Genomic DNA, 22,392 nt, shown 5'->3' on the forward strand with positions numbered 1-22,392 from the left:
CTGTTCAGGCAAGGGGCCGTTATGCATAGTAGAAGAAAAATGATTTTCCAGCACAATGGGATGCGGAAGAGGCCGCCCGGCCCAGATCCGCATCCCCGGGATAAAACGAAACCGGCCCGCACCGGGCCGTAGGGAGGAATTACATGAACACAAACCATGCACAAAAGGCGGTTGAACACCTGCAAAATCCGGAGATGGAATACCGCCCCCAAAATTATTGGGGTTGGCTGGAGAACATCTCACCCGAGGAAACCGCACGCCAGGTGCGCGAAATGGCCCGGGCCGGGCTGGGCGGCTATGTCATGCACGCCCGCGGCGGCCTGGAGGTCCCCTACATGGGCAAAGAGTGGACGGACAGCGTCCGCGCCATGGTGGAGGAGGGCAATAAGTACGGCATGCTCAGCATTGTTGACGACGAGCACGGCTGGCCCTCCGGCTTCGGCGCGGGCAAGGTCAACGGAAAGGGGGAGGACTACTGGCTCAAATTCCTCCTCTGCGAGGAGAAGCCCGCCGCCGGGCTGCAGGCAGTGGCCGGCGATAAATCCACGCTGGGCCTTTACCGCTTCGCGGCAGACGGGGACGCCGCGCCCATTCCTGTGGATACCGCCTATCTCGCCGCGCATCCCCAGGAGGCCATTATCCGCGTCTACTACGGGGAAAGCCGCTATTATGTCGACAACATGAGCAGCCGGGTTACCGACGCCTTTATCGAGGCCTCCTATGAGGACTACAAGAAAAAGGCAGGCGACCTCTTCGGCAAGGGCCTGTTCGGCGTTTTTTCCGACGAGCCTCAGACCGCGCGCTACGCCACGCCGTGGTCCATCGACCTGCCGGAGCTCTTCCAGGCGCGCTACGGCTACAGCCTGATGGAAAAACTGCCCGCCGTGTTTTATGAGAAAGGCGACTATCAAAAGCTGCGCTACGACCTGTTTACCCTAATGCAGGAATGCTTTACCAATCACTATGCAAAAAAGCTGTGCGACTGGTGCGAACAGAACGGGCTGGCCTTTATGGGCCACACCTGCCTGGAGGATAATTTCTATGATCAAATCCGCTGCGCCATCGGCACTATGCCCTTCTATGCGCACATGACCATCCCGGGCATCGACTGGCTGTCGCGCATCGGGCTGTGCAACATGACCATCCTACAGGTTACCTCGGTGGCCGCCCAAACCGGAAAAAAGCGCGTGCTGTGCGAGATGTATGGCTGTGCGGGCTGGAATATTTCTATGGAGGAGCTCAAATGGATCTCCCAATGGCAAAATGTATTGGGGATTAATCTACAGCTGCAGCACCTGGGCCTGTACTCGCTCAAGGGCTCCCGCAAGCGCGAATACCCCGCCTCGCTGTTTTTCCAGCAGCCCTGGTGGGGGGACTACCGCGTCTACAACGACTATTTTGCCCGCCTGAGCAAGCTGCTCTCTGAGAGCCGCCCCGAGGCCGGTATTTTGCTGCTGCATCCCATTAAGAGCGCCTGGGTGCTCTATAACGGCAACGACAGCGCGCCCGTCCAGGAGCTGGACCGCAGGTTCCAGGCGCTGACCGACCGCCTGCTTGCCCACCAGTACGATTTCCATTACGGCGACGAAACGCTGCTTCAGGAGCTGGGCGCCGTAGAGGACGGCGCGCTGCGGCTGGGGGAGATGCGCTACCATACGGTGCTGCTGCCCGATATGGTGAGCATCGATTCCACCACCCTCAGTCTGCTGGAGGCTTTTCTGGCACAGGGCGGGCGGGTGATTGCCGCGGGGGATCTGCCCACGCTGGTGGACGGCGTCCGCTGCCCGGACCTGGCACAACGTTTGGCTGCCGTCGCCAAGCCCGGGGAGGAGCGCTTCCTGGCAGTACTGGAGCAGGAGCTGCCGCCGCGGGTGGTGACGGCCTTCCCTGTGGACGGCTCCGAGCCCGGCGATATTTTCTGTATGTCCAGAGTCTATGAGGGCGCCCGTTACTATTACCTCGTCAACAATTCCCTGGAGCATGCCGTGGACTGCCGGATTGAGACTGCCTCAGGCGCCGCATTGTACCCCTATGAATGTACCTGCGGCACGCTGGCCGAAACGCCGCTCGATACCGGGCGCGTCCGGCTGGAGCCCGCAGGCTCCCTGGTTTTGTTTGAGGGCCCGTCATCTGACGGCCCGGCGGCAACCGGCGCGGGGCAGGTACAATTGATGCGCACCCAGACCCTGCGCGGTAGCTTTGCCGTGCAGGCCGCCAGCCCGAATGCGCTCACACTCGATTACTGCGCGCTTTCCTTCGACGGCGAGCACTACGAGGCCCCCGCCAACCACCTTGAAATCCAGGATCGTCTCATCAAGGAGGCGAAGAACCAGCCCATCTGGCTGAAATTTACCTTCCGCTGCAAGGAGATCCCTGAAGGCGATGTCTTTCTTGTTGTTGAGGAGCCGCAGAAGCAGCGCATCACTGTCAACGGCATGCTGCTGAGCGCCGCGCCCGCCGGCTATTACCTGGACCGCAGCTTTGAAAAGCTCCCGGTTGCCGGCATGCTGCGCACGGGTGAAAACGAGATCATCCTGGCCCGGGAGTTCCGCAACCCCGGCCGGGTCTATGAGGTCAAGAACGACCCCACCATCCATGAGGCGGAGGCCAACCGGGTAACGGTTGAGACCGAGCTTGAAAGCATCTACCTGCTGGGTAATTTCCGGGTGGAAAGCGAGGGTAAGGTGATTGAAAAGGAACGCCGCGCCTTTTCCGTTGCGGGGGACTTTACCGTGTCAAGGCCCCATGCGGATGCCGTTATTGAGAACCTCGCGGTTGACGGCTACCCCTTCTTCGCGGGTTCCATCACCCTGGAAAAGGCCTTTGAGCTGACGCCGGAGGACCTGAAGCCGGGCTGCCGGATCATCGTCTCGTTCACGCGCCCGGATGCCGTTGTCACCAAGGTGGCTGTCAATGGCGCGGCGCCGTCCGTTTTCCTCTGGGCCCCCTATGAGGCCGACATCACCGCACAGGCGCACGCCGGAAAAAACACCCTGGCGGTAACGCTGACAAACAGCTGCCGCAACCTGCTGGGGCCCCACCACCACACCGCCGGGGAGCTCTACAGCGTCGGCCCGTTCTCTTTCCTTAAGGGGGCCGGCTCCGCCTGGGAGGACCGCTATAACCTGGTGCGTCTTGGCCTGGAAAACGGCATCGCCATTCGGGTGGAAAAAGCGCTCTAATATTTGCTTTGAAGCCGTAATAAATACCCCCGGCCCCGCCGGGGGTATTTCATGTGTGGAAGAAGCCCTCTGCACCGCTCAACCCGAGGTTGAACGGCGGCAAATCCGCCTCCGTTGAAATCAACCGGGCTTTTCGCTATCATAAAACCAGGAAAGCCTTCGGCATTCAAATTAAAATCGGAGGGATCATCATGAGTAACCATAAAATTGGCGGCATCATTGCCGGGCTGCGCCGGGAAAAGGGCTGTACGCAGGAGGAGCTGGCCCGCGCGGTATGCGTCTCACCGCAGGCTGTCTCCAAATGGGAGAACGGCGGGGTACCGGACACGGAGCTGCTTCCGGCAATCGCGGACTTTTTCGCCGTGCCCATCGATGTGCTTTTTGGCCGCAGCGGTGCGGGTTATCAGGACATTATGCGGGAGCTTGCCAAAAAAATTGCAGACACCGCGCCCGCACAGTCCTTTGATGCCGTTTTTAATCTGTGCTGGGTCCTTGAACAGGCCATGTCCGGCAGCATGCCGGAGGATGGAAGCATTCAGGATTTTCGGGAAAGCATGGGCCGGAACCGCCAAATTTATTCCAGCAAAGCAGACGACTACGGCTATACGCGAATGAACATCTCAGACAGGCTGCCCTATTTTCTGATTGTACCGGAGGCAGGGGATAAGGAGGCCGCCTTTTTCACCGGCATCGATTACCCTGCCCTGTTTAAGCTGCTTTCAGACCCGGATGTATTCAATACCCTGGTCCTGCTCAACAGGCGTGACCACAGCAAACTGTTTACCCCGGAGCTGCTGGTGAAAGAGCTGGGTCTGGATGCGCGGCAGGCCGGGGATATTCTCCGGGGCCTACAGCTATACGGCCTCGTCATGGGCATGCCGGCGGAGCTGGACGGCGCCGCCCAGGAGCTTTACCGTTTTCTGCCCACGCCGTCCTTCACCGCGATGCTGATCTTCGCCCGGGAATTGATTGACCGCCCGCACACCTTCGTCTATTTGAGCGAGCACCGGACAAAGCCCTATTTGGCGTGAACGGACCCGACCCCATGTGCAGGCCGCCTTTTACAGCGCCCCCGCTCCAGACGCCCACGGCGGCGGTATAAATCCGCCGTGCTCCCCGCGGAATAAAATTTTCTCTTGAATCCATCCGCCCGGAAGATTATACTTATTAAAAGCGGCCCGCGCACAAATAAGCGCCAGCCGCGGATTTTGTGTAAAATTATTGGGGGCTGTTGATATGAGTAAAAAGTTTTTATTGCCGGAGCAAGGCCAATTTTACAAGGCCAATCTGCACTGCCACTCCACACTTTCAGACGGCAGGCTGACACTGGAGCAGCTGAAGCAGGCCTACCGCGGACAGGGCTACGCCATCGTCGCCTATACGGACCATAACCGCTATGCCTGGCATCCCGAGCTCTGCGACGAAGGCTTTTTGGCGCTGGCAGCCTATGAGATCGACATCAACGCGCCCATGGAGCCGGGCGATTATAACCACTGCCGCACCTACCACCTCAATTTTTATGATACCGACCCGCAGGCCCAACCCGCGGAAAAACAGGCGAACATCCTCGCCGAACAGCGCTACGACTGCGAATATATCAACGCCTTCATTGAGCGCATGAACCGGCTTGGCTTTCTTTGCTGCTACAACCACCCCTATTGGTCGCTGCAAACCCTGGATGATTACAAAAACCTGCGCGGGCTGTTCGCCATGGAAATTTACAACCACGGCTGCGAGATCGACGGCCTCTACGGCTACAACCCCCAGGTGTACGACGAGATGCTGCGTACCGGGCAGCGCCTTGGCTGCCTGATGACCGACGACAACCACAATTTCTTCCCCTTCGGGGACCCGCTGTGCGACTCCTTCGGCGGCTTCACCATGGTCAAGGCGGCGGCGCTCACCTACCCGGCCGTCATCGCCGCGCTGAAGCATGGGGACTATTACGCCTCCATGGGGCCCGAGCTCCATGGCCTTTGGCTGGAGGACGGCAAGCTGCACGTGAGATGTTCCCCGGTTGAAAAAATTTTCGTCGTAACCGACGGGCGGGATTGCTACAAGCACATCGCAAGGGCCGGAGAGTCTCTCACGGAGGCCAGCTTTGAGCTGACCGGCAAGGAGGCCTATATCCGTGTGGACTGCCGCGATGAAAAGGGCCTGCACGCATGCAGCCGCGCCTACTATGCGGAGGAGCTCCGCTGACCGCCCGGCTTCCCCCGCAGGCAAGAAATCAAACTGATAAAAGGAAGGTCGCCATGAAACAGTCCATCTACTATTCCATCAGCCCGGAGCAGACGGCTGCACGCTTCCTGCGGCAGACACGCAGAGCCAGAGCCGCCTGCATTGTCCTGCTGGCTGGGCTGGCGGCTTTGCTGCTGCTCCTGTTCGGCCTTTCCCTGGCCCGGGCCATCAGTGACATGGCCTTCCTGCTGCTGGAGCTGCTTGTCATTGCCTGCGCGGTGTGCCTGCATACCGGCTTCCGGCGGCGCACAGCCAGCCGGTTCGCGCTGCTGCAGGATGTGCTGCTTACCGACTGCGACCCGGGCAAATATTTGGCGGCTATGGAGGCGCTGCTTCACGACCGGGCCTTTCGCCGGGCCCGCGGCACCCTGGCCCTGGAGTGCGCCGCCGCGCACTATTATCTTGACGAGCTGGACCAAGCCGGGGAATGTCTGGAGCGGGTCCACTTCCGGTCGCCGCGGCACCCGCTCTGGCTGAAAAAATACAACCTGCTGGTGCTCTGCCGGCTCAAGCAAGAAGATGAAGCCGGTGTGCAGCAGGCCATGGCGCTGCTGCGGGAAAAGTGCGGGCGCTACAAACCAGATTCCCCGGACGGCCGGGCGGCTGCCATGCTGCTGGATATTATGGCGCTAAACCTGAAAGCACCCGAAAAACGGGATGAAAAGGACAAACGCATGATGAAAAAGAACCTCTCCAACACTTCCTCCCGCCTGAACAAGCTGGCCTGGAGCCTGACCCTGGCGGAATATGAGGCGCTGCACGCCACCTCGCCGGAGGAATTGGAAGCGGCCCGCGGCTATTTGAAGTGTACGCAAGAGGGGCCCGTGCCGCCGCTGCTGCAAAAAAAGGCCGCGGAGGTCCGCAGCCTGATCGATGAACGGGCGCCTATTGAGGAATAATTTTTTCCGGCAATCCTCTTAGAGGCCGCCCGTACCGCAGATGGTTCAGCAGTCCGCGAACCGGCTGTCAAGCGATGCTTGTAACGCATTGATAAAGCGGCATACATGAAACCCATCGCATACGGCATGATGCACCTGTATTGCCAATGGAATGAAATATCCTCCGTCTGTCTCCTGATATTTGCCAATGGTAAAGATGGGGAGGAGGTACTCATTGCCGGCGATATTCAAGTTAAATCCCTCAAACGAACGCCACGGCAGCATCGAAACCGTAAAGCTGTTTTCCGGCTGCCCGGGCTTTGCTGTCATTTTTTCAACGGATCCGAAGCGCTCCAGGTCCCGCGCATAGCGCCGGCAAAATTCCGCATAGCTCGCCGTATATTCCGTCCAGATATTTGAAAAGGTCTCCGTCTCTTTATGAAAAATCGTGTAGCAGGGGGACATTTCCTCATAAACAACGAGACTGCCGTCGGCACGAAATGCCGTGCGAAACGAATCAAAACGGTTGACGGTTTTGGCAATCAAATAAAGAAGCGTCGGGTACAGCCTGAATCCTTGTTGTTTAATGCCGGTTATATCCAGCTTTGTCGTTATGCTGTAGGTACAAGGGACCTCCTTAAAATAGTGGTCGAAGTATTCTTTTCTGCTCCAATTCTCCCTGTCAATCGGCGTAAAAATCATGTCCAACACCCTTTCTGAACGTTCGTTGGCGACAGCCGCCATACTTAAAACACACAGGCCTTACAAAAACACGCTGCCGATGCCCTGCGGCAGCACGCACAGCGGCTTTTTAACGGCAGCCGGGCGCATTTTCTTGTAAACGCTTCTCCGCGCCCAGGTTCTTGGTATAACGCACCATAAGGAAAATTACCGCCAGCGCCACCAGCAGCTCTGTGATCGGCATCGCCAGCCAAAGCGCATCCGCGCCGCCCACAAGCGGCAGCAGCAGAATCAGCGCGCCGCTGACTGCCATTCCCCGGGAAATTGAGACAAAAAAGGAGGCCCCGGGCTTCATCATAGACTGGAAATAGTAGGTAGAAAAAATATTCAGCGGCAGCAGCAGGAAGGAAATTCCGTAGCAGCGGATAATATAGGGGGCCGCCTCCAGAACCCCAGGCGTGGGCGCCATAAAGATATGTACAAACACGTTTGGAAAGGCCAGCGCCAAAAAGGTCCACAGCGCACTGAAAAATCCGGCGGCAAGCAGGGCATATTTAAGCGCCTGCCGCACGCGCGCCCACAGCCCTGCCCCCAGGTTGATGGAAAAAATCGGCTGGGCCGCCTGGCCCACGCTATAGGCGCAGCATTGTACCACCGTGCTGATATTTACAATAATCCCATAAACCGCCAGGGCATCGGCGCCGGCATATTTCATGATCTGGCGGTTGAAGAGCATGGTCAGAATGCCCATCGCCACATCAATAAAGAAGGTCGAAAACCCCGTCACAACGATTTTTCTCAGCTTGCGGAAAAAATGCGTCACCGGAACAAGCCTGAGCGTATTCCGGGCCGTGAAAAAATGGCTGCACATCACCACAAAAGTAATCAAGCAGCCGGTGGCGGTCGCCAGGCCAGCGCCAAAAATCCCCATATTCAAGGGAAAGACGAACAGGTAATCGCCGAAGACATTAAAAATGCCGCCAGAGAGCACCGCCGCAGTGGCCAGCCCCGGGTTGCCGTCATTGCGCAAAAAGGCCGCCAGCATCTGGTTGAACAGAAAAAAGGGTACGGCAAATTTGATGGGCAGCAGGTATTGCTGCGCAAGGGGCAGCAGTGTCTCCTCCGCACCGAACAAAACCAGCATCGGGCCGTCGAAAAAGATCACCGCAAGCCAGCAGATCACAGCAAAAAAGAGAGTACCGGCGGCCGCAACCGTAAAATAGGCGTTTTCATCCTCCTCATTTTCCTGCTTGCGCCCGCGGGTCAGGCTGAAAAGCACCGAACCGCCAATGCCTGTGAGCAGCCCCAGGCTGTAAATAATGTTCCACACCGGGGCGACCACGGCCAGAGCCGCCGTACCGCTCGGCCCTTGGTACTGCCCGACCATGGCCATGTCGACAATCCCGTAAATGGAGCTGATCAGCGCGCTGCCAAACGCCGCGGCCAGGTACTTAAAATACAAATTTTTGATCTTTCCCTGCAAAAGATCCATTTAGAACCAACCTCCGTTTTACAATTAGAAAATAAAAAAGCCGGATAAGGAAACCGGCATTTCAGCCCGTCATCTTATCCAGCTAATCATTTCCAACTGAATGACTCGCCCTCCGAATGAGCATCGGTATTATACCAGACACGGATGCAAAAATCAAGCCCCCGGCGCCGGTTTTATTCGCTGCTTATTCATAAAATATTCGCAATGGTATGCTATCATAATTTTATGACATGCGCCGATCGCGCTTCACTTTTTATAAAGGGGACCGTACCTATGCAGACACCGCAGGAGCTTGAGCTCGACCAGGACCGTGAGGAGCTGCAAAGCTATCTTTTAGACCATCCTGACGATTTTGTCACCCATATTCTTCAGTTTAACGAGATGCTGGCCCGCTACAGGGCCGCGTCTCAGGAGATTACCACTAAGCTGGAGATTCTGCGCAACGACTTCAACACCCGTCAATACCGCAACCCCATCGAGTCCATTCAAACGCGCATCAAGCGGCCCGCCAGCATTGTGGGGAAGATGAAGGCCCGCGGCATGGATATCACACTGGAGTCCATCGAAAAGGAGCTGAACGACATAGCCGGCATCCGCGTTGTCTGCTCCTTTATTGACGACATCTATATGGTGGCGGAAAAGCTGCTTGCACAGGACGACCTCCGCCTGATCCGCGTTAAGGATTACATCAAAAACCCCAAGCCCAACGGCTACCGCAGCTATCATATGGTGGTGGAGGTACCCGTCTTTTTTCTGGACTCCAAGCAGCCGATGCGGGTCGAGATTCAGCTTCGCACCGTCGCCATGGATTTTTGGGCCAGCCTGGAGCACGAGATGAAATATAAAAAACAGATTAAGAACAGCGCCGTAATCAGCGAGGAGCTGCGCCGCTGCGCGGAGACCATCGCTGAGACGGACGAGAAGATGCTGGAGCTGCGCCGCCAAATCGAGGCGGAATGAGGCCGTTCTATTCCAAACGCCGGTAGCAATAGAAAAACTCCTAATTGTAATATTTTAAAAAATATTACAATTAGGAGTCTTATTATATAGCCAGAAAACCCCGGTATAGAGGGAAAAGCTTTTTGAGGCCCTAGCGGCCCCGTACCTCCCGCACAGGCAAACGGCATACCGCAGGAGATACTTTTTGTTATATAAGCTCTAAAAAGTCCTTTATGTATAAATTTGACGCCTGCATGACCGCGGCCTGCTCCGCCGTGGAAAACGCATCGTAAACCCCAACGGTCAAAAATCCGCCCGCGGCGGCTCCCTTCAAGCCCGTCAGCGTGTCCTCGAACACCGCGCACTCAGATGGGCCCAGCCCCAAGCGCCGGGCAGCCAGGCAATAGACGTCTGGAAAATCCTTGCCTTTGCCGGCCTCCTTGGTAGTGGCAAACGCGGTAAAGCAATCATAGATGCCGTTGTTTTTCAATGCGGGGACAAAGAGCTCCCGCGCCGAAGAAGTGGCAACCCCCAGGCGGATACCGTTTTGCCGAAGCCGCGCCAAATATGCTTTTGCACCCGGCTTGAGCCGGATCTCACACGCATAGGCCTGCCGGGACAGCTCCGTCCACTCACGAATCAGCGCGGCGGGGGAATCCTCCAGCGCAAAGCGGCTGATGGTGTAGGCCGCGGCCTGCGAAAATTCCAGCGCGTTGACAGCCTCCATATAATCCGGGGGCAGGGCAATCCCACGCTTAGCCAAAAAGCGCCTGTCCACCTCATCCCAAATCCACATCGAGTCGAGCAGCGTCCCGTCCAGGTCAAAAATCATGCCCTTTTTTTGCGCTAATCTTTCCATAGCTTCCACAACCCCCTGGTGGCCCCTGTACCCGGCCGCGCGGCAATGGCTGAAGCCACCGCAATGCCGCCGGTTCCCCACCCCAAAACAGCGCCGCCTTTCCCGTTTTTCTGGGCCGTATTAATAATCCGCTTTGTATTATTTTATAAGTATATTACAAAATAGATATTTATTTTTTATTTACAGCTTACCGGCCTGCACCAGCAGTGCGGTGCGCAAAATCAGCGCCTGGCTCTTACCGTCGGGGATCCGGTTATCCATCACCATTTGCACGGCCTCGCCGATCGGCAGCGTTTCGACCTCCAGGAACTCGTCGTCGTCAAAATCCGTCGCGCCCTGGGACTGGGCGCGGCAGGCGTACAGCCGGATGATTTCGTCCGTGTAGCCGGGCGTGGGGTAGAAGTCGCCCAGCTTTAAAAAGCCGTCCGCCGTTACGCCCGTTTCCTCGCGCAGCTCGCGCCGGATGGCCTCGTCCGGGTCTTCACCCGGCTCCAGCTTACCGGCCGGGGTCTCCAGCACCACCTGCTTGTAGGGGTAGCGGAACTGGCGCACCAGGTAGATGCGGTTGTCCGGCGTCAGCGCGGCGGCGCTGACGCCGCCGGGGTGGCACACCACCTCACGCGCGGCCTCCACACCGTTTTCCAGCCGTACACGGTCCTTTTTCAGCGTAACAACCCGGCCCCTATATAAAACCTCACTGGAAAGGGTTTCTTCCTTTAATTCCATGCTGCAAACCTCCAGATATTCATTTTTCCCCTATGCTCTTACTCGCGTTATGATAAAGATCACACAAACGGAAAAAGCGTTCGTGTGATCTTTTTTACGGGGCCGCCCGCGGGCAGCATCGGCTCAGCCCGCGGAAAACTCGTAGGTAAACTCCGGGTCATAGGTATAGAGCTCGGCATATATCTGCGCCGCGCGGGTGCGGTAATAATCCATCGTCTGGCTGGCGGCATTGACCGCTGCCAGGGAACCGCCGACACTGCCGGCGCTCTCATAGATCTTTTCGAGCGCCGCGGGGGTGTCCTTCTCCCACTGGGCCTGTTCCTCCGCATAAGCCTCCTTGTCGTCGGCGGCCAGATTTTGCAGCTTTTTATAAGCCTGTTCAATCTCGGTTTTCCAGAGCGAAGTATACTTTTCCGACACTGTCACCATATCCACATTGGAGATCGCGTTTTGCATCTCCTTGAGGTACTGCTGATCAATCGGATTATTCTTGAACTTTTGGTCGAAAGCCGCGTTCCCGGTTTCAATGTCAATCAGCTGCCCGGGCTGCTCGCCCTCGGCAGGCTCATCAATACTCGGCGCCTGTGAGCCGGCCGCGGAGGACTCGCTGCCTGTACCGGAGGAATCGCCGGGGCTCTGCTCCTGAGAGGACGCGCTCTCACTCTTTCCGGCTTCCGAAGAGGCCGCGCTTTGCCCGTTCTGAGACGGGGCATCGGAGCCCGCAACGCTGCTTGAAGCGCCGCCGCTGCAGGCCGCCAGGCCCAGCGCCACGGCAGCAGCCGCGGCAAGGGCAATCAGCTTAATCGGTTTATTCATCGCTTTCATCGGCGCCATCCACCTGTCCTTCTTCATTTTCCGCACCGAGCTCTTCCTCGGTCAAGTCCTCGCCGTCATCCTCCGGTATTTCATCCTCGGCCTCCTCGTCGTCATGCGCGGTGCGCGCCAGGGTAACGACACGGCTGCCCTCCGCCAGGCGCATCACGCGCACGCCCTTGCTGGGCCGCGCGCAGAGGCGGATGGAATTGGCACGAATGCGGATGATGATGCCGTCGGAGGAAATCAGGATGACATCATCCTCCGGGTCCACTACCTTAATAGCGGCGACATCGCCGTACCGCCCGACATGGTAGTTGATAATACCCTTGCCGCCGCGCGATTGCAGGCGGTAATCCGCAATTTCCGAAAGGCGCCCGTAGCCCGTTTCAGAGACGGTGAGCAGCAGGCCGCCGCTGCGTACCGCGCTCATGCCGGCCACCTCGTCGCCCTCCTTGAGCGTCAGCGCCTTCACGCCGCGCGCCGTACGGCCGACCGCGCGGACATCCCCCTCGCTGAAGCGGATGGCCATGCCCTTTTTCGTCGCCAGAACCAGCTGGTCGCTGCCGTCCGTCAGCAGCACCCAGGCCAGCTCGTCGCCCTCGTCCAAATCAATGGCAATCACGCCGCCCTTACGGGTGGTGTCATAGGCCTTAAGCTCTGTACGCTTGATGATGCCGTTACGGGTGACCATAACCAGGTAGCTTTCCTCATCAAATTCCGGCACGCGGATCATGGAGGTCACGCGCTCGTCGGCAGAGAGGGGAAGCAGGTTGACAATGTTCATGCCCTTACTGGTGCGGGAGCCCTCGGGAATTTCATAACATTTAAGCCGGTAGACACGGCCCAGATTGGTAAAGAACATCACATAATCGTGCGAGCCGATGACGAACATCTCGGTAGCCACATCCTCATCCCGGCGGCTCATGCCCGAGACGCCGCGTCCGCCGCGGTGCTGGATGGAATAGGTGTCCGCCGGCAGGCGCTTGACATAGCCGAAGTTTGTCAGCGTCAGAATGCACTCCTCACGCGGGATCAGGTCCTCTATATCCACCTCGCCGCTGATTGCGGCGATTTCGGTGCGGCGTTCGTCGCCGAACCTGCGCTTGACCTCCAGGGCCTCGTCCTTGATGATGCCCATCAGGCGGCCCCGGTTTACAAGAATATCCTTCAGGTCCGCGACCTTCGCCTCAATGGCGGCGAGCTCCTCCTCCAGCTTCTGGCGTTCCAGGCCGGTCAGGCTGCCCAGCGTCATTTGCACAATAGCCTGCGCCTGAACATCATCCAGGCCGAAGCGATCCATCAGGGCCGCCTTGGCAGAGGGCCTGTCCTTTGAGGCGCGGATCAGGGCGATGACCTCGTCGATGTGATCGACGGCAATTTTCAGCCCCTGTAAAATATGGGCCCGCTCCTCGGCCTTGCGCAGCTCATACTGCGTGCGGCGGGTGACGACGTCCTCCTGAAAATCGATGTAATGCTGCAGCGCTTCCTTCAGTGTCAGCGTCTTGGGCTCGCCGTTGACAATGGCAAGCATAATCACGCCGAAGGTGGACTGCATCTGCGTGTAGCTGAACAGTTGGTTGAGCACCACCTGCGGGGAGGCCTCGCGCTTTACGGTGACCACAATCCGCATGCCTGTGCGGTCGGAATGGTCCTCCACATTGCTGATGCCCTCGATGCGCTTATCCTTGACCAAGTCGGCAATGGATTCAATCAGGCGCGCCTTGTTCACCTGGTAGGGCAGCTCGGTGACAATGATGTTATAACGCCCGTTCTTTTCCTCCTCAATCTCGGCCCGGGCCCGCACAATAACACGCCCGCGCCCGGTGGCGTATGCCGCCCGGATGCCGCTGCGCCCCATGATGACGGCGCCGGTGGGGAAATCCGGCCCTTTGATGTGCTCCATCAGCTGCTCAAGGGTGGCGTCTGGGTTGTCGATAAGCGTACACATGCCGTCGATGACCTCACCCATATTATGCGGCGGAATATTCGTCGCCATGCCGACCGCGATGCCCGTGGAGCCGTTGACCAGCAGGTTGGGGAAGTGGCTGGGCAGGGCGGTGGGTTCCTTGAGGCGGTCGTCGTAGTTCGGGGTAAAATCGACCGTGTCCTTGTCAATATCCAGCAGCATCTCCTGGGAAAGGCGGCTCATGCGGCTCTCAGTATAACGGTAGGCAGCCGGCGGGTCGCCGTCCACGGAGCCGAAGTTGCCGTGGCCGTCCACCAGCATATAACGCATGGAAAAGTCCTGTGCCAGGCGCACCAGCGCGTCGTAGACCGACGCGTCGCCGTGCGGATGGTACCGGCCCAGCACCGATCCGACGGTGTCCGCGCATTTACGGTAGGCCTTGTCGGGGTCGAGGTGGTTTTCATACATGGTGTAGAGGATGCGCCGGTGCACCGGCTTCAAGCCGTCCCGCACATCCGGCAGGGCGCGCGACACAATAACCGACATGGAGTAGTCCAGAAAGGATTTTTTAATCTCCTTTTCCAGGTCTACGTTGATGATCTTATTGTATTCGTTCTGCCCCTGATCCTCTGTATTTTCCAGATTGTTTCCCGTAATGTCATCCATTTATCGGATTCCCTCCTGACGAAATTTTTCTCCCATTGCCGTGGAAAGCCACCCGCGCAGCAGGGCCGCCTGGGCCTCTGTCAACGCGCGCTTAGGCACAAAATGGCTTTCCTCCTCGCCTGTATAGAGCAAAAACATCTTCTTGTCCTCATAAGCCCTAAAAAGCAGGCCATAGTCGAGATGCGCCTCATAGCGGCCGGTCTTTATCTGAACGGTATGGTCCGTAAACAGCAAATTCTTCGCAATCATCCGCTCTTTGTTCGCGTCATAGTAGGCGCCGGCGGAGCGGCGGATAAAATAGGGCATCAGGGCATCCTGCCAGCTGCCGAGCAGCACGCCGAGCAGCACCAGCAGGCAGTCCGCAATAGTCTGTACATAGCCGGTGCGGCCCCACAGCGTCCAAAACAGAATGCCGAGCAGCACCAAGGCAATACCGCTGACGCGCAGTGCCAGCGCCTCACGGGGACGGCACGCGGCATGGCAGGCCGCCGTCTTATAGTCGCAGTAATCCTCCCGGGTGGGCAGGTAGCTTGCGCACAGTTCTTCTATTACCGGTTCACGTTCTTCCATGTTGCGCTCCTTCCCGTTTGAAAGGGCCTGACCGCCGCCCGCCCAGCAGCACGCTGGGGCGGCGGGGGCGTTAAGCCTTCAGCCTGCGGTATTTCGCCGCAAATGCGTCCGCCAGCAGCTGCGACACCCGCGCGCATTCCTCTTGGGAAAGCGCGTCCTTGTCCAGTACCCATAAATACCGTTCCCGTCCGCCCGCCGCCACAAAATAGCGCGGCGTTTCAAAGCAGCGCTGAAACTCCGTCCAATACTCCAATATTTTTTCGCACTCGTTCTCCAGCACCACGCTGTCGCGGTAGACAGAAGCCGTTGTCTCCAGCGCAAGCAGCGGGTTGGAGGAAAACTTCTTCTCCAGCTGGGCCTGCTCGTTTTTCGGCTGTACAAAGAGGAAAAAGGCCGCCAGCAACAGCAGCAGCACTTCCAGGGCAACCGGCACCCAAACGCCGCCGTACCGCGCCGCGTACCAGGGCGTGCCGGACAAGCACAGCAGCGCCAGCGTCACACAGATTCCCGCGCGGACGCCGGGCCTTGTCAGCGGAAACATCTGCCGCCGCGCCGTCAGCGACGCCTGTGTATAAAGCGCGCCCGTCATTTTCTGCCGTACCACGGCCGCGGGCTTGCCTTCATAAAATCCAGGCATGACTCACGCCTCCTTTATCTCCTCGGTGCCCGAAAGCACCATGCCCTGCACCTCGGCCCGCACAGCGGGCTCCACCGCGCGCAAGGGCAGCAGCACCAGGCGGTCCGCCGTGTGCAGCAAAATCATATTTTTATATTCCTCACGAAAGCAGGAGCCGTCCAGAGGGATTTCCCATTTTCCTTCTCCCTTGCCCATGACAATCTCATCGGGGAAAATCTCCATCTGCACAGATGCGATCTTCGGGTTATTGCAGATGGCAATTGCCTTGCGCCTTCTGCCCAAATAGGGAACAACCGCGACCACCGCCGCCAGCGCCACGCTGACGATGCCGAAAAACAGCGCCGGTGCGCCGGTCCCGGAGAAATATTGAAAGAAGAACACCGCCGCCAGCACCGCCAGCACCAGGATCTCAACCACAGCCCGGAGGCCGGAGGTCTTGGTCATCCCGCTTTTTTTCAGGGCATGGAAGACCTCGTCCGGCCTGAGCGTATAGCTGAGCTTTATGCCCGTCTGCTTTTCCTCGTAAACGGCGGCCTCCTCGTCGGCCACCAGGGTGGCCTCGCTGCCGTCCCACTCCACGGGCTCATCCTCATCCTCTTCTTCCTGGACGGGGAACACATGCTTCTTTTCCTTTTTTGCCTCGAGGGACGGCTCCTCCTTCTTTTGTTCAGGAGGGTTGGCGCTTTGCTCTCCGCCAGCCGGCTCAGGTTGCAATTTACTCATGTTTTCTCGCCTTTCTGCGGCCCGCCGGGCCGCGTGTACTGATATTCGGCTATCGCCGTCCGCACCAGGCGGAAGCGCCCGCCGCCGGATTAAACATCCAGGTTCTGCACATATTTTGCATTTTTCTCAATAAATTCACGGCGCGGCTCGACCTTGTCGCCCATTAGAATGGTGAATGCCTCGTCGGCGGCGGCGGCATCCTCCACCTCAACGCGCAGCATGATCCGCGTCGCCGGGTTCATGGTGGTTTCCCAGAGCTGATCGGAGTCCATCTCGCCCAGGCCCTTGTAGCGCTGGATATCGTACCCGGTGGTGAACTGCTCCATTAGCTTGTCGCGCTCCGGGTCACTGTAAGCGTAATAGTGCTGCTTGTTCTTGGTAATGCGGTAGAGCGGGGGCTGCGCCAGGTAGACGTGGCCCTCCTCGACAAGCGGCTTCATAAAGCGGAAAAAGAAGGTGAGCAGCAGCGTGCGGATATGGGATCCGTCAACGTCGGCATCCGCCATGATGATGATTTTGCCGTAGCGGAGCTTGGTCAGGTCAAACTCCTCGCCGATGCCGCAGCCCAGCGCTGTCACCACCGGCATCAGCTTTTCATTGCCGTAGACCTTGTCGAGCCTGGCCTTTTCCACGTTGAGCATCTTGCCCCACAACGGCAGGATGGCCTGGAACTTCCGGTCGCGTCCGCCCTTGGCGGAACCGCCTGCGGAATCGCCCTCGACGATGTAAATCTCGGTCTCCTCCGGGTCGCGGCTCTGGCAATCCGCCAGCTTGCCGGGCAGGGAGGCATTTTCCAGCGCGGATTTGCGCCGCACCATTTCACGCGCCTTTTTTGCGGCCTCTCTTGCGCGCGCCGCCGCCAGCGCCTTGTCAAAAATAGCCCGGGCGGCGGCGGGGTTCTCCTCCAGGTAAATGCTGAGCTTTTCATTGATGAGGTTTGCCACCAGCGCGCCGATCTCCGTATTGCCCAGGCGCCCCTTGGTCTGGCTCTCAAACTGGGCATCCTTGAGCTTGACGCTGATTACGGCGGTCAGGCCCTCGCGCACATCGTCGCCGGAGAGGTTCTTGTCGTTCTCCTTGAGAATATTATATTTTCTCGCGTAGTCATTCATCACACGGGTGAGCGCGCGCTTGAAGCCATCCTCATGCGTGCCGCCGTCCGTGGTGTGGATATTGTTTGCAAAGCTTAGGATCAGCTCATTATACGAATCATTGTACTGCATGGCGACTTCCGCCGTGGCGTTGTCGTCCGCGGCGACGCAGGAAAAATGGATAATATCCGGGTGGATGGCCTCCACGGCCTTCTTCTTGTTGATGTACTCGACAAAGCTGGAGATACCGCCGTGATAGCAGAAATTATTCCGCACCGTTTCCTCGCCGCGCGAATCGATCAGCTCAATTTCAACGCCAGCATTGAGGAAGGCCTGCTCGCGCAGGCGCGTCTGCAGCACCTCATATTCATAGACGGTCGTTTCCTTAAAAATCTGCGGGTCGGCCTTAAAGGTAACCGTTGTGCCGGTTTCGGTGGTTGCATCGCGCTCCTCCAGCTCCGTTACGGCGGTCCCGCGCTCAAAACGCTGATAGTACAGGTGCTCGCCGTTGCGCACCTCTACGGTCAGCCATTCGGACAGCGCGTTTACCACAGAGGCGCCCACGCCGTGCAGGCCGCCGGACACCTTGTACCCCCCGCCGCCGAACTTTCCGCCTGCATGCAAAATGGTAAAGACGACCGTTACAGCCGGAAGCCCTGTCTTATGCTGAATGCCCACCGGAATGCCGCGCCCGTTGTCGGTTACGCGGATAATATCGCCCGGCAGGATTTCAACCACAATTTTGTTGCAGAAGCCGGCCAGCGCCTCGTCAATGGCATTGTCCACAATTTCATACACCAGGTGGTGCAGGCCCTTGGGCCCGGTGGAGGCAATGTACATGCCCGGCCGTTTTCGAACCGCTTCCAGCCCCTCCAGAACCTGTATTTGATTTTCATCATAGGCCTGAGTGGTTTGCGTGATCTCATTTAATTCCATTTTGATTGTCGCTCCTCATATACGTCTATCCATAAAACACAATTCATCAATAAGCTGTAAAGGGGCCGCTTTTCCCTCTTTCCATTATACAAAAAAGATGTGAATTTTTTTAGGGAATCGCGGAACAATTTTCACTTTTCAACCTGTTTTTCCGCCCTTTTTTCCGTCAGCGCCCCTTCGCCGCCCAGGCGGGAGGGGGTCCTGCAGCCGCCGGTAGCGCACCACAAAGGGATGCAAGGGGAAAAGGCAGCACAGCAGCACGGCGGTAAGCCCCGCAATAAACAGCACGTTCACCTGCTCCAGGCTCCAGAAAAGCAGGTTCAGCAGGCACAGCAGCACCCCGGCAATACACCAGAGCAGCACGATGCGCCCCTTGGCGCGAATAATAAAACGTTTGCCGCAGTTGGGGCAAACGCCCGTTTTGTCCCGAATATGCCGGCGGACATCCCCATATAAAAACCGGCCCTCACAGTAGGGGCACAGGGGCAGGCGCAGGCCATGCGGCTTTCTCGTTCCCATCGCCCGCCTACTTTCGGATGATGGTGTGCGCCATATTCTGGTCTACAAGCGTTTTCTGAACATAGCGCAGGTCTGTCGTCTTTTCCAGGTTGAGCCTTGAAAACTGCGAGGTGTGCGGCTCTCTGTTCTCGGAAGCTGCAGCCCCGGGGCGGCGCCGGCTCCCCTGCGGCGGGCGGCCGTTTTTCGCGCCGGCACGGGGCGCCGGTTTGCCCGGCTTTTTCAGCCGGATTAAAAGGATGCTCAGGGCCAGAAAAAGAATAAAGGGAATGAAAACCAGCAGGATCCCCCACAGCCCAAGGGCCTGCTGGGCCGCCAAATAGACGGCGAACAGCGCCAGCGCCGCCAGCACCGCCGCGCCCGCGACGATATAGGCGGCGCTGTCAAGCGCCACATTGCTGACCCCGCCGCACTTTGCACAGCGGTATTCCCCCTGAAACCTGAGGTACCAGCTTAAAAACGGATTGACCTTTTTCCCGCAGTAAGGGCAGCGGGGTAAATGAAATTTCGACATAGGCACTCCCTTTGCTTCTTCGGGCCCGCGGACGGCGAATGCCCGCGCCCGGGCCGCGTTTATCAGTCCAGATCCTCCTGGCTTATATTGACATTGGAGATATTTTCTATAAAACGGCTGCGCTTGAGCAGCGTTGAGGAAGAAATCTGCGATATATAAACCGTCTTGCCGGATTTACTCTTGGTGTCCCGGCAGAGAATGAAGGTTTTCGGCAGCTCCATAGAAACGTTGACCACCTGCCCGGCCTTTTCCGCCTGGGCCAGGTAATCACGGGTAATTTTAGAAATCGTCGAGGTCTCCATATCAAAAATGCCGATGATTTCATCCATTTTGATCACGGTATCCTGCCCTAGGTGCAGATACATAAAAACGCGCCAACTCCTCTCTTTTCCTTCCGCCGGGTTACCCCGCGGAAACCCGCTCCAGACGCCCGCCCTCCACATGAAACAGCGCGCCGTTTTCCATCCGCCCGGCGGCCTCCGGCTCACAGCAGGTCATAAAAACCTGCCCGCCGCTCAGGTGGTTCAGCAGGTAATCCTGCCTGGAGGCATCCAGCTCGCTGAGCACATCGTCGAGCAGCACCACGGGCGGTTCCCCGCAGGCCTCCGCCAGGCCCGCGGCCTCCGCCAGCTTCAATGCCAGCACAATGGAGCGCTGCTGCCCCTGTGAGCCGAAGCTGCGGGCGCTCAGGCCGTTGATTTCGATGCTCAGGTCATCCCTATGGGGCCCGGCCGACGTATGCCCAGCCGCGACATCCTCGCGCCTGGCGGCACGCAGCGCCTCCAGCAGGGCCTGCTGCTCGTTTCCCGCCGTGCCGCCGCCCGCGCTGCACTGGTACTCAAAGGCCAATTTCTCCCGGCTGCGGGAGATGCCCGCATAAGCGGCCACGGCGGTTTCCCGGATGCGCTCAACATACGCGCGCCTTTCCCGGATAATCCGCCCGCCGTAGCCCGCCAGCCGCTCATCCCACACATCGAGCGTATCCAGCAGCTCCGCGTGGTAGGGAATATCCTTCAGCAGGCTGTTGCGCTGGAGCAGGCTCTGCTGATAGCGCGAGAAAACGCCCGCATAGGAGGGCCTGCACTGGCAGATGGCCGAGTCGAGAAAGCTGCGGCGCAAGGCAGGGCCGTCCTTTACCAGGCGCAGATGCTCCGGGCAAAACAGTACGGCGCAAAAGCTGCCGATGAGCCCGGAAGGGGATTTTTTTTCCACGCCGTTCAATTTTGCAGCCCGCCGCCCGTTCTGTACGGAAATTTCGGCTTCCTGCTCCCGTTCCCCGCTGTAAAAGCAAAGAGAGGCCAGCGCGCGCTGCTGCCCAAGGCGCACCAGCTCCGCATCCTTGGCGCCGCGGAAGGAACGCCCCCCGGTAAAGAGCCACAGGGCCTCCAAAAGGTTGGTTTTTCCCTGGGCGTTCTCGCCATAAATGACATTGACGGCAGGGGAGGCCTCCAGCAGGCCGTCGGCGATATTCCTGTAATTTTGAACCCCCAGCGACCGTACAATCATCTTTTCGGCGTGTTCCGGCCTTCCGCGCCGCCCGCCGCGTGCTCCTCAGCCGCCACCAGGTACCGCGTGCCGTTGAACTCGGCGGTGTCCCCGGGCCTCATCTTTTTTCCGCGCATGGCGCACACCTCGCCGTTGACCAGAACCATCCCGTTTTGTACGGCATATTTTGCCTGGCCGCCGGTGTCCGTCGCACCCGCGCTTTTCAGCAGTGCGTCCAGACGGATATATTCAGTTTTAATAAAGATTTGTTCCTGCTTCATCCTGTTCCTTCCCTGCGGGGCCGCTCTTGCTTGCCGCCCGCAAATAAAATTGCCGCCTCCATCAACGCCCGGGAGCCTTTACAGGCGCACCGGCAGCACCAGGAAGAGGAAGGCATCGCCCTCGCGCGGTAAAATCTTCATAGGGCTCAAGGGGCCGTTCAGCTGAATGCGCACCTCGTCGCCCTCTGTGTTGCGCAGCGCATCCAGTAAAAAGCGGTTGTTAAAGCCAATTTCCACCGGGTCGCCGCTGACCCTGGCAGTAAACTGGTCGCTGGCGCGCCCGATTGCCGTCGAGCAGGAAAGACTGATTTCATCCGTGTCGAATACGCAGCGGATGGGGCTTTTCATGCGGTCGGTAATCAGCAGGGAGACGCGCTCCACGCTTTCAATAAAGTCCCGCGTTTTGCAGATGACCTCCATGGAGGCGGATGCGGGGATCGCGGCGCGGTAATCGAGGAACTCGCCCTCAAGCAGGCGTGAAATCAGCGTATAGCGGCCGATGTTGAACAGAATATGCCGCCGCCCGACCTGTAGGGAGACCTTGCTCTCCTCATCGTCCGAGAGCAGCTTGAGCACCTCGCCCAGGGACTTGCCCGGTACGACAAAATTCATCGCTTCCACGGCATCCGCGGCTTTCTCCTCGCGGATAGCGAGCCGGTAGCCGTCCACAGAAACCAGGCGCACAACGCCTTCGCCGATTTCAAACAGCGTGCCGGTATGAATGGGCTTTGCATCCGATTCCGCGACGGCGAAGATCGTCTGGCGGATCATGCCCTTCATCATGGTATGTGAGAGCGCGATAGAGCTCTCGTCGGTGACGACGGGCAGCTCCGGATATTCGGCGGCAGGAATCCCGGCGATGGAAAATTCGCTGTTGCCGCTGTGAATGGTCGTGACGTCCTTTTCGTCGGTTGTCAACTGGACAGTGTCCGCGGGAAGGCGGCGCACAATGTCGCTGAAGAGGCGCGCGTTTAAAATTACGGCGCCTGTTTCTTCGACGGAGGCCTCGATGGCGGTGGTGATGCCGAGCTCGAGGTCATAGCCGCATAAAAAGATTTCGCCTTCTCTTGCTTTCAGCAGGATGCCCTCCAGCGCGGGGACGGAGGATTTGGAAGAAACTGCGCGTTGTACGTTTGAAACAGCCTCTACCAGCTGTTGTTTGGTACAGGTCAGGTTCATAATGTCAACCCCTTTCAATGAAATGAAGGCCGGCCATCGCTTGCCGGCATATTTGGAACAGCGCTTTGCGCCGT

The 22,392-nt window shown here is 58.3% G+C and carries 21 protein-coding genes; 5 read left to right on the plus strand and 16 right to left on the minus strand.

The genetic code is table 11. The features are described 5' to 3' along the window. The first annotated feature begins 143 nt into the window (after window positions 1-143). The 4 genes from DPQ25_RS10315 to DPQ25_RS10330 all read left to right on the plus strand — a co-directional run bounded on the left by DPQ25_RS10315 (window position 144) and on the right by DPQ25_RS10330 (window position 6,322). The gene (locus DPQ25_RS10315) at window positions 144-3,182 is read left to right on the plus strand and encodes a glycosyl hydrolase (protein WP_112333103.1); all 3,039 of its coding nucleotides are present in this window, start codon (window positions 144-146) and stop codon (window positions 3,180-3,182) included. A gap of 191 nt (window positions 3,183-3,373) precedes the next feature. After that, entirely contained in the window at window positions 3,374-4,213 is an 840-nt protein-coding gene (locus DPQ25_RS10320; protein WP_112333170.1) for a helix-turn-helix domain-containing protein, read from the plus strand. 205 nt (window positions 4,214-4,418) lie between these two features. Continuing rightward, complete coding sequence (locus tag DPQ25_RS10325; protein ID WP_112333104.1) at window positions 4,419-5,384, plus strand: PHP domain-containing protein; 966 nt, start codon at window positions 4,419-4,421, stop codon at window positions 5,382-5,384. A 53-nt stretch (window positions 5,385-5,437) separates the two neighbouring features. Continuing rightward, on the plus strand, window positions 5,438-6,322 hold the full coding sequence (locus DPQ25_RS10330) for a hypothetical protein (protein ID WP_112333105.1): 885 nt from the start codon (window positions 5,438-5,440) through the stop codon (window positions 6,320-6,322). A gap of 45 nt (window positions 6,323-6,367) precedes the next feature. Here the strand turns inward: DPQ25_RS10330 and catA are convergent, their stop codons facing one another. Continuing rightward, window positions 6,368-7,003 (minus strand): type A chloramphenicol O-acetyltransferase, encoded by a 636-nt coding sequence (gene catA / locus DPQ25_RS10335; RefSeq protein ID WP_112333106.1) that lies wholly within the window; start codon window positions 7,001-7,003, stop codon window positions 6,368-6,370. Between the two features lie 109 nt (window positions 7,004-7,112). Further along, the gene (locus DPQ25_RS10340; protein WP_112333107.1) at window positions 7,113-8,474 is read right to left on the minus strand and encodes an MATE family efflux transporter; all 1,362 of its coding nucleotides are present in this window, start codon (window positions 8,472-8,474) and stop codon (window positions 7,113-7,115) included. Window positions 8,475-8,747: 273 nt separating this feature from the next. On the opposite strand from DPQ25_RS10340, the gene DPQ25_RS10345 reads away from it, so the two are divergent. Continuing rightward, complete coding sequence (locus tag DPQ25_RS10345) at window positions 8,748-9,434, plus strand: GTP pyrophosphokinase (protein WP_112333108.1); 687 nt, start codon at window positions 8,748-8,750, stop codon at window positions 9,432-9,434. Window positions 9,435-9,621: 187 nt separating this feature from the next. Here the strand turns inward: DPQ25_RS10345 and DPQ25_RS10350 are convergent, their stop codons facing one another. From DPQ25_RS10350 to dnaN, 14 genes are all read right to left on the minus strand, one after another. Further along, window positions 9,622-10,272 (minus strand): HAD family hydrolase, encoded by a 651-nt coding sequence (locus DPQ25_RS10350; protein WP_112333171.1) that lies wholly within the window; start codon window positions 10,270-10,272, stop codon window positions 9,622-9,624. 180 nt (window positions 10,273-10,452) lie between these two features. Beyond that, window positions 10,453-10,998, minus strand: coding sequence for an NUDIX domain-containing protein (locus tag DPQ25_RS10355; RefSeq protein ID WP_112333109.1), 546 nt, complete (start codon window positions 10,996-10,998; stop codon window positions 10,453-10,455). Window positions 10,999-11,121: 123 nt separating this feature from the next. Further along, window positions 11,122-11,832: a lysozyme inhibitor LprI family protein gene (locus DPQ25_RS10360; protein WP_112333110.1), complete on the minus strand. Its 711-nt coding sequence runs from the start codon at window positions 11,830-11,832 to the stop codon at window positions 11,122-11,124. After that, entirely contained in the window at window positions 11,807-14,386 is a 2,580-nt protein-coding gene (gene gyrA, locus DPQ25_RS10365; RefSeq protein WP_112333111.1) for a DNA gyrase subunit A, read from the minus strand. The genes DPQ25_RS10360 and gyrA overlap by 26 nt, the downstream gene beginning before the upstream one ends. Next, entirely contained in the window at window positions 14,387-14,956 is a 570-nt protein-coding gene (locus DPQ25_RS10370; protein WP_112333112.1) for a YcxB family protein, read from the minus strand. A gap of 70 nt (window positions 14,957-15,026) precedes the next feature. Then, window positions 15,027-15,593 carry a YcxB family protein gene (locus tag DPQ25_RS10375; RefSeq protein WP_112333113.1) on the minus strand — a complete coding sequence of 189 codons (567 nt, stop codon included), beginning with the start codon at window positions 15,591-15,593 and terminating at the stop codon, window positions 15,027-15,029. Between the two features lie 3 nt (window positions 15,594-15,596). Continuing rightward, on the minus strand, window positions 15,597-16,316 hold the full coding sequence (locus DPQ25_RS10380; RefSeq protein WP_112333114.1) for a hypothetical protein: 720 nt from the start codon (window positions 16,314-16,316) through the stop codon (window positions 15,597-15,599). Window positions 16,317-16,405: 89 nt separating this feature from the next. Then, entirely contained in the window at window positions 16,406-18,343 is a 1,938-nt protein-coding gene (gyrB, locus tag DPQ25_RS10385) for a DNA topoisomerase (ATP-hydrolyzing) subunit B (RefSeq protein WP_112333115.1), read from the minus strand. 138 nt (window positions 18,344-18,481) lie between these two features. Beyond that, entirely contained in the window at window positions 18,482-18,862 is a 381-nt protein-coding gene (locus DPQ25_RS10390) for a hypothetical protein (RefSeq protein WP_112333116.1), read from the minus strand. 7 nt (window positions 18,863-18,869) lie between these two features. Next, complete coding sequence (locus tag DPQ25_RS10395) at window positions 18,870-19,373, minus strand: hypothetical protein (RefSeq protein WP_112333117.1); 504 nt, start codon at window positions 19,371-19,373, stop codon at window positions 18,870-18,872. A gap of 62 nt (window positions 19,374-19,435) precedes the next feature. Beyond that, the gene (remB, locus tag DPQ25_RS10400) at window positions 19,436-19,738 is read right to left on the minus strand and encodes an extracellular matrix regulator RemB (RefSeq protein WP_112333118.1); all 303 of its coding nucleotides are present in this window, start codon (window positions 19,736-19,738) and stop codon (window positions 19,436-19,438) included. A 37-nt stretch (window positions 19,739-19,775) separates the two neighbouring features. Beyond that, window positions 19,776-20,879: a DNA replication/repair protein RecF gene (gene recF / locus DPQ25_RS10405; RefSeq protein ID WP_112333119.1), complete on the minus strand. Its 1,104-nt coding sequence runs from the start codon at window positions 20,877-20,879 to the stop codon at window positions 19,776-19,778. Continuing rightward, complete coding sequence (locus tag DPQ25_RS10410; RefSeq protein ID WP_112333120.1) at window positions 20,876-21,139, minus strand: RNA-binding S4 domain-containing protein; 264 nt, start codon at window positions 21,137-21,139, stop codon at window positions 20,876-20,878. The genes recF and DPQ25_RS10410 overlap by 4 nt, the downstream gene beginning before the upstream one ends. 78 nt (window positions 21,140-21,217) lie before the next feature. Beyond that, window positions 21,218-22,318 (minus strand): DNA polymerase III subunit beta, encoded by a 1,101-nt coding sequence (gene dnaN, locus DPQ25_RS10415; RefSeq protein WP_112333121.1) that lies wholly within the window; start codon window positions 22,316-22,318, stop codon window positions 21,218-21,220. Window positions 22,319-22,392 lie beyond the last annotated feature (74 nt).

Source organism: Hydrogeniiclostridium mannosilyticum (genome assembly GCF_003268275.1).
GTDB lineage: Bacteria > Bacillota > Clostridia > Oscillospirales > Acutalibacteraceae > Hydrogeniiclostridium > Hydrogeniiclostridium mannosilyticum.

What these genes read in the sequence shown, in the direction of transcription:
- DPQ25_RS10315 (WP_112333103.1), top strand. Translation starts at nt 144, where the DNA reads ATGAACACAAACCATGCACAAAAGGCGGTTGAACACCTGCAAAATCCG.
- DPQ25_RS10320 (WP_112333170.1), top strand. Translation starts at nt 3,374, where the DNA reads ATGAGTAACCATAAAATTGGCGGCATCATTGCCGGGCTGCGCCGGGAA.
- DPQ25_RS10325 (WP_112333104.1), top strand. Translation starts at nt 4,419, where the DNA reads ATGAGTAAAAAGTTTTTATTGCCGGAGCAAGGCCAATTTTACAAGGCC.
- DPQ25_RS10330 (WP_112333105.1), top strand. Translation starts at nt 5,438, where the DNA reads ATGAAACAGTCCATCTACTATTCCATCAGCCCGGAGCAGACGGCTGCA.
- catA (WP_112333106.1), bottom strand. Translation starts at nt 7,003, where the DNA reads ATGATTTTTACGCCGATTGACAGGGAGAATTGGAGCAGAAAAGAATAC.
- DPQ25_RS10340 (WP_112333107.1), bottom strand. Translation starts at nt 8,474, where the DNA reads ATGGATCTTTTGCAGGGAAAGATCAAAAATTTGTATTTTAAGTACCTG.
- DPQ25_RS10345 (WP_112333108.1), top strand. Translation starts at nt 8,748, where the DNA reads ATGCAGACACCGCAGGAGCTTGAGCTCGACCAGGACCGTGAGGAGCTG.
- DPQ25_RS10350 (WP_112333171.1), bottom strand. Translation starts at nt 10,272, where the DNA reads ATGGAAAGATTAGCGCAAAAAAAGGGCATGATTTTTGACCTGGACGGG.
- DPQ25_RS10355 (WP_112333109.1), bottom strand. Translation starts at nt 10,998, where the DNA reads ATGGAATTAAAGGAAGAAACCCTTTCCAGTGAGGTTTTATATAGGGGC.
- DPQ25_RS10360 (WP_112333110.1), bottom strand. Translation starts at nt 11,832, where the DNA reads ATGGCGCCGATGAAAGCGATGAATAAACCGATTAAGCTGATTGCCCTT.
- gyrA (WP_112333111.1), bottom strand. Translation starts at nt 14,386, where the DNA reads ATGGATGACATTACGGGAAACAATCTGGAAAATACAGAGGATCAGGGG.
- DPQ25_RS10370 (WP_112333112.1), bottom strand. Translation starts at nt 14,956, where the DNA reads ATGGAAGAACGTGAACCGGTAATAGAAGAACTGTGCGCAAGCTACCTG.
- DPQ25_RS10375 (WP_112333113.1), bottom strand. Translation starts at nt 15,593, where the DNA reads ATGCCTGGATTTTATGAAGGCAAGCCCGCGGCCGTGGTACGGCAGAAA.
- DPQ25_RS10380 (WP_112333114.1), bottom strand. Translation starts at nt 16,316, where the DNA reads ATGAGTAAATTGCAACCTGAGCCGGCTGGCGGAGAGCAAAGCGCCAAC.
- gyrB (WP_112333115.1), bottom strand. Translation starts at nt 18,343, where the DNA reads ATGGAATTAAATGAGATCACGCAAACCACTCAGGCCTATGATGAAAAT.
- DPQ25_RS10390 (WP_112333116.1), bottom strand. Translation starts at nt 18,862, where the DNA reads ATGGGAACGAGAAAGCCGCATGGCCTGCGCCTGCCCCTGTGCCCCTAC.
- DPQ25_RS10395 (WP_112333117.1), bottom strand. Translation starts at nt 19,373, where the DNA reads ATGTCGAAATTTCATTTACCCCGCTGCCCTTACTGCGGGAAAAAGGTC.
- remB (WP_112333118.1), bottom strand. Translation starts at nt 19,738, where the DNA reads ATGTATCTGCACCTAGGGCAGGATACCGTGATCAAAATGGATGAAATC.
- recF (WP_112333119.1), bottom strand. Translation starts at nt 20,879, where the DNA reads ATGATTGTACGGTCGCTGGGGGTTCAAAATTACAGGAATATCGCCGAC.
- DPQ25_RS10410 (WP_112333120.1), bottom strand. Translation starts at nt 21,139, where the DNA reads ATGAAGCAGGAACAAATCTTTATTAAAACTGAATATATCCGTCTGGAC.
- dnaN (WP_112333121.1), bottom strand. Translation starts at nt 22,318, where the DNA reads ATGAACCTGACCTGTACCAAACAACAGCTGGTAGAGGCTGTTTCAAAC.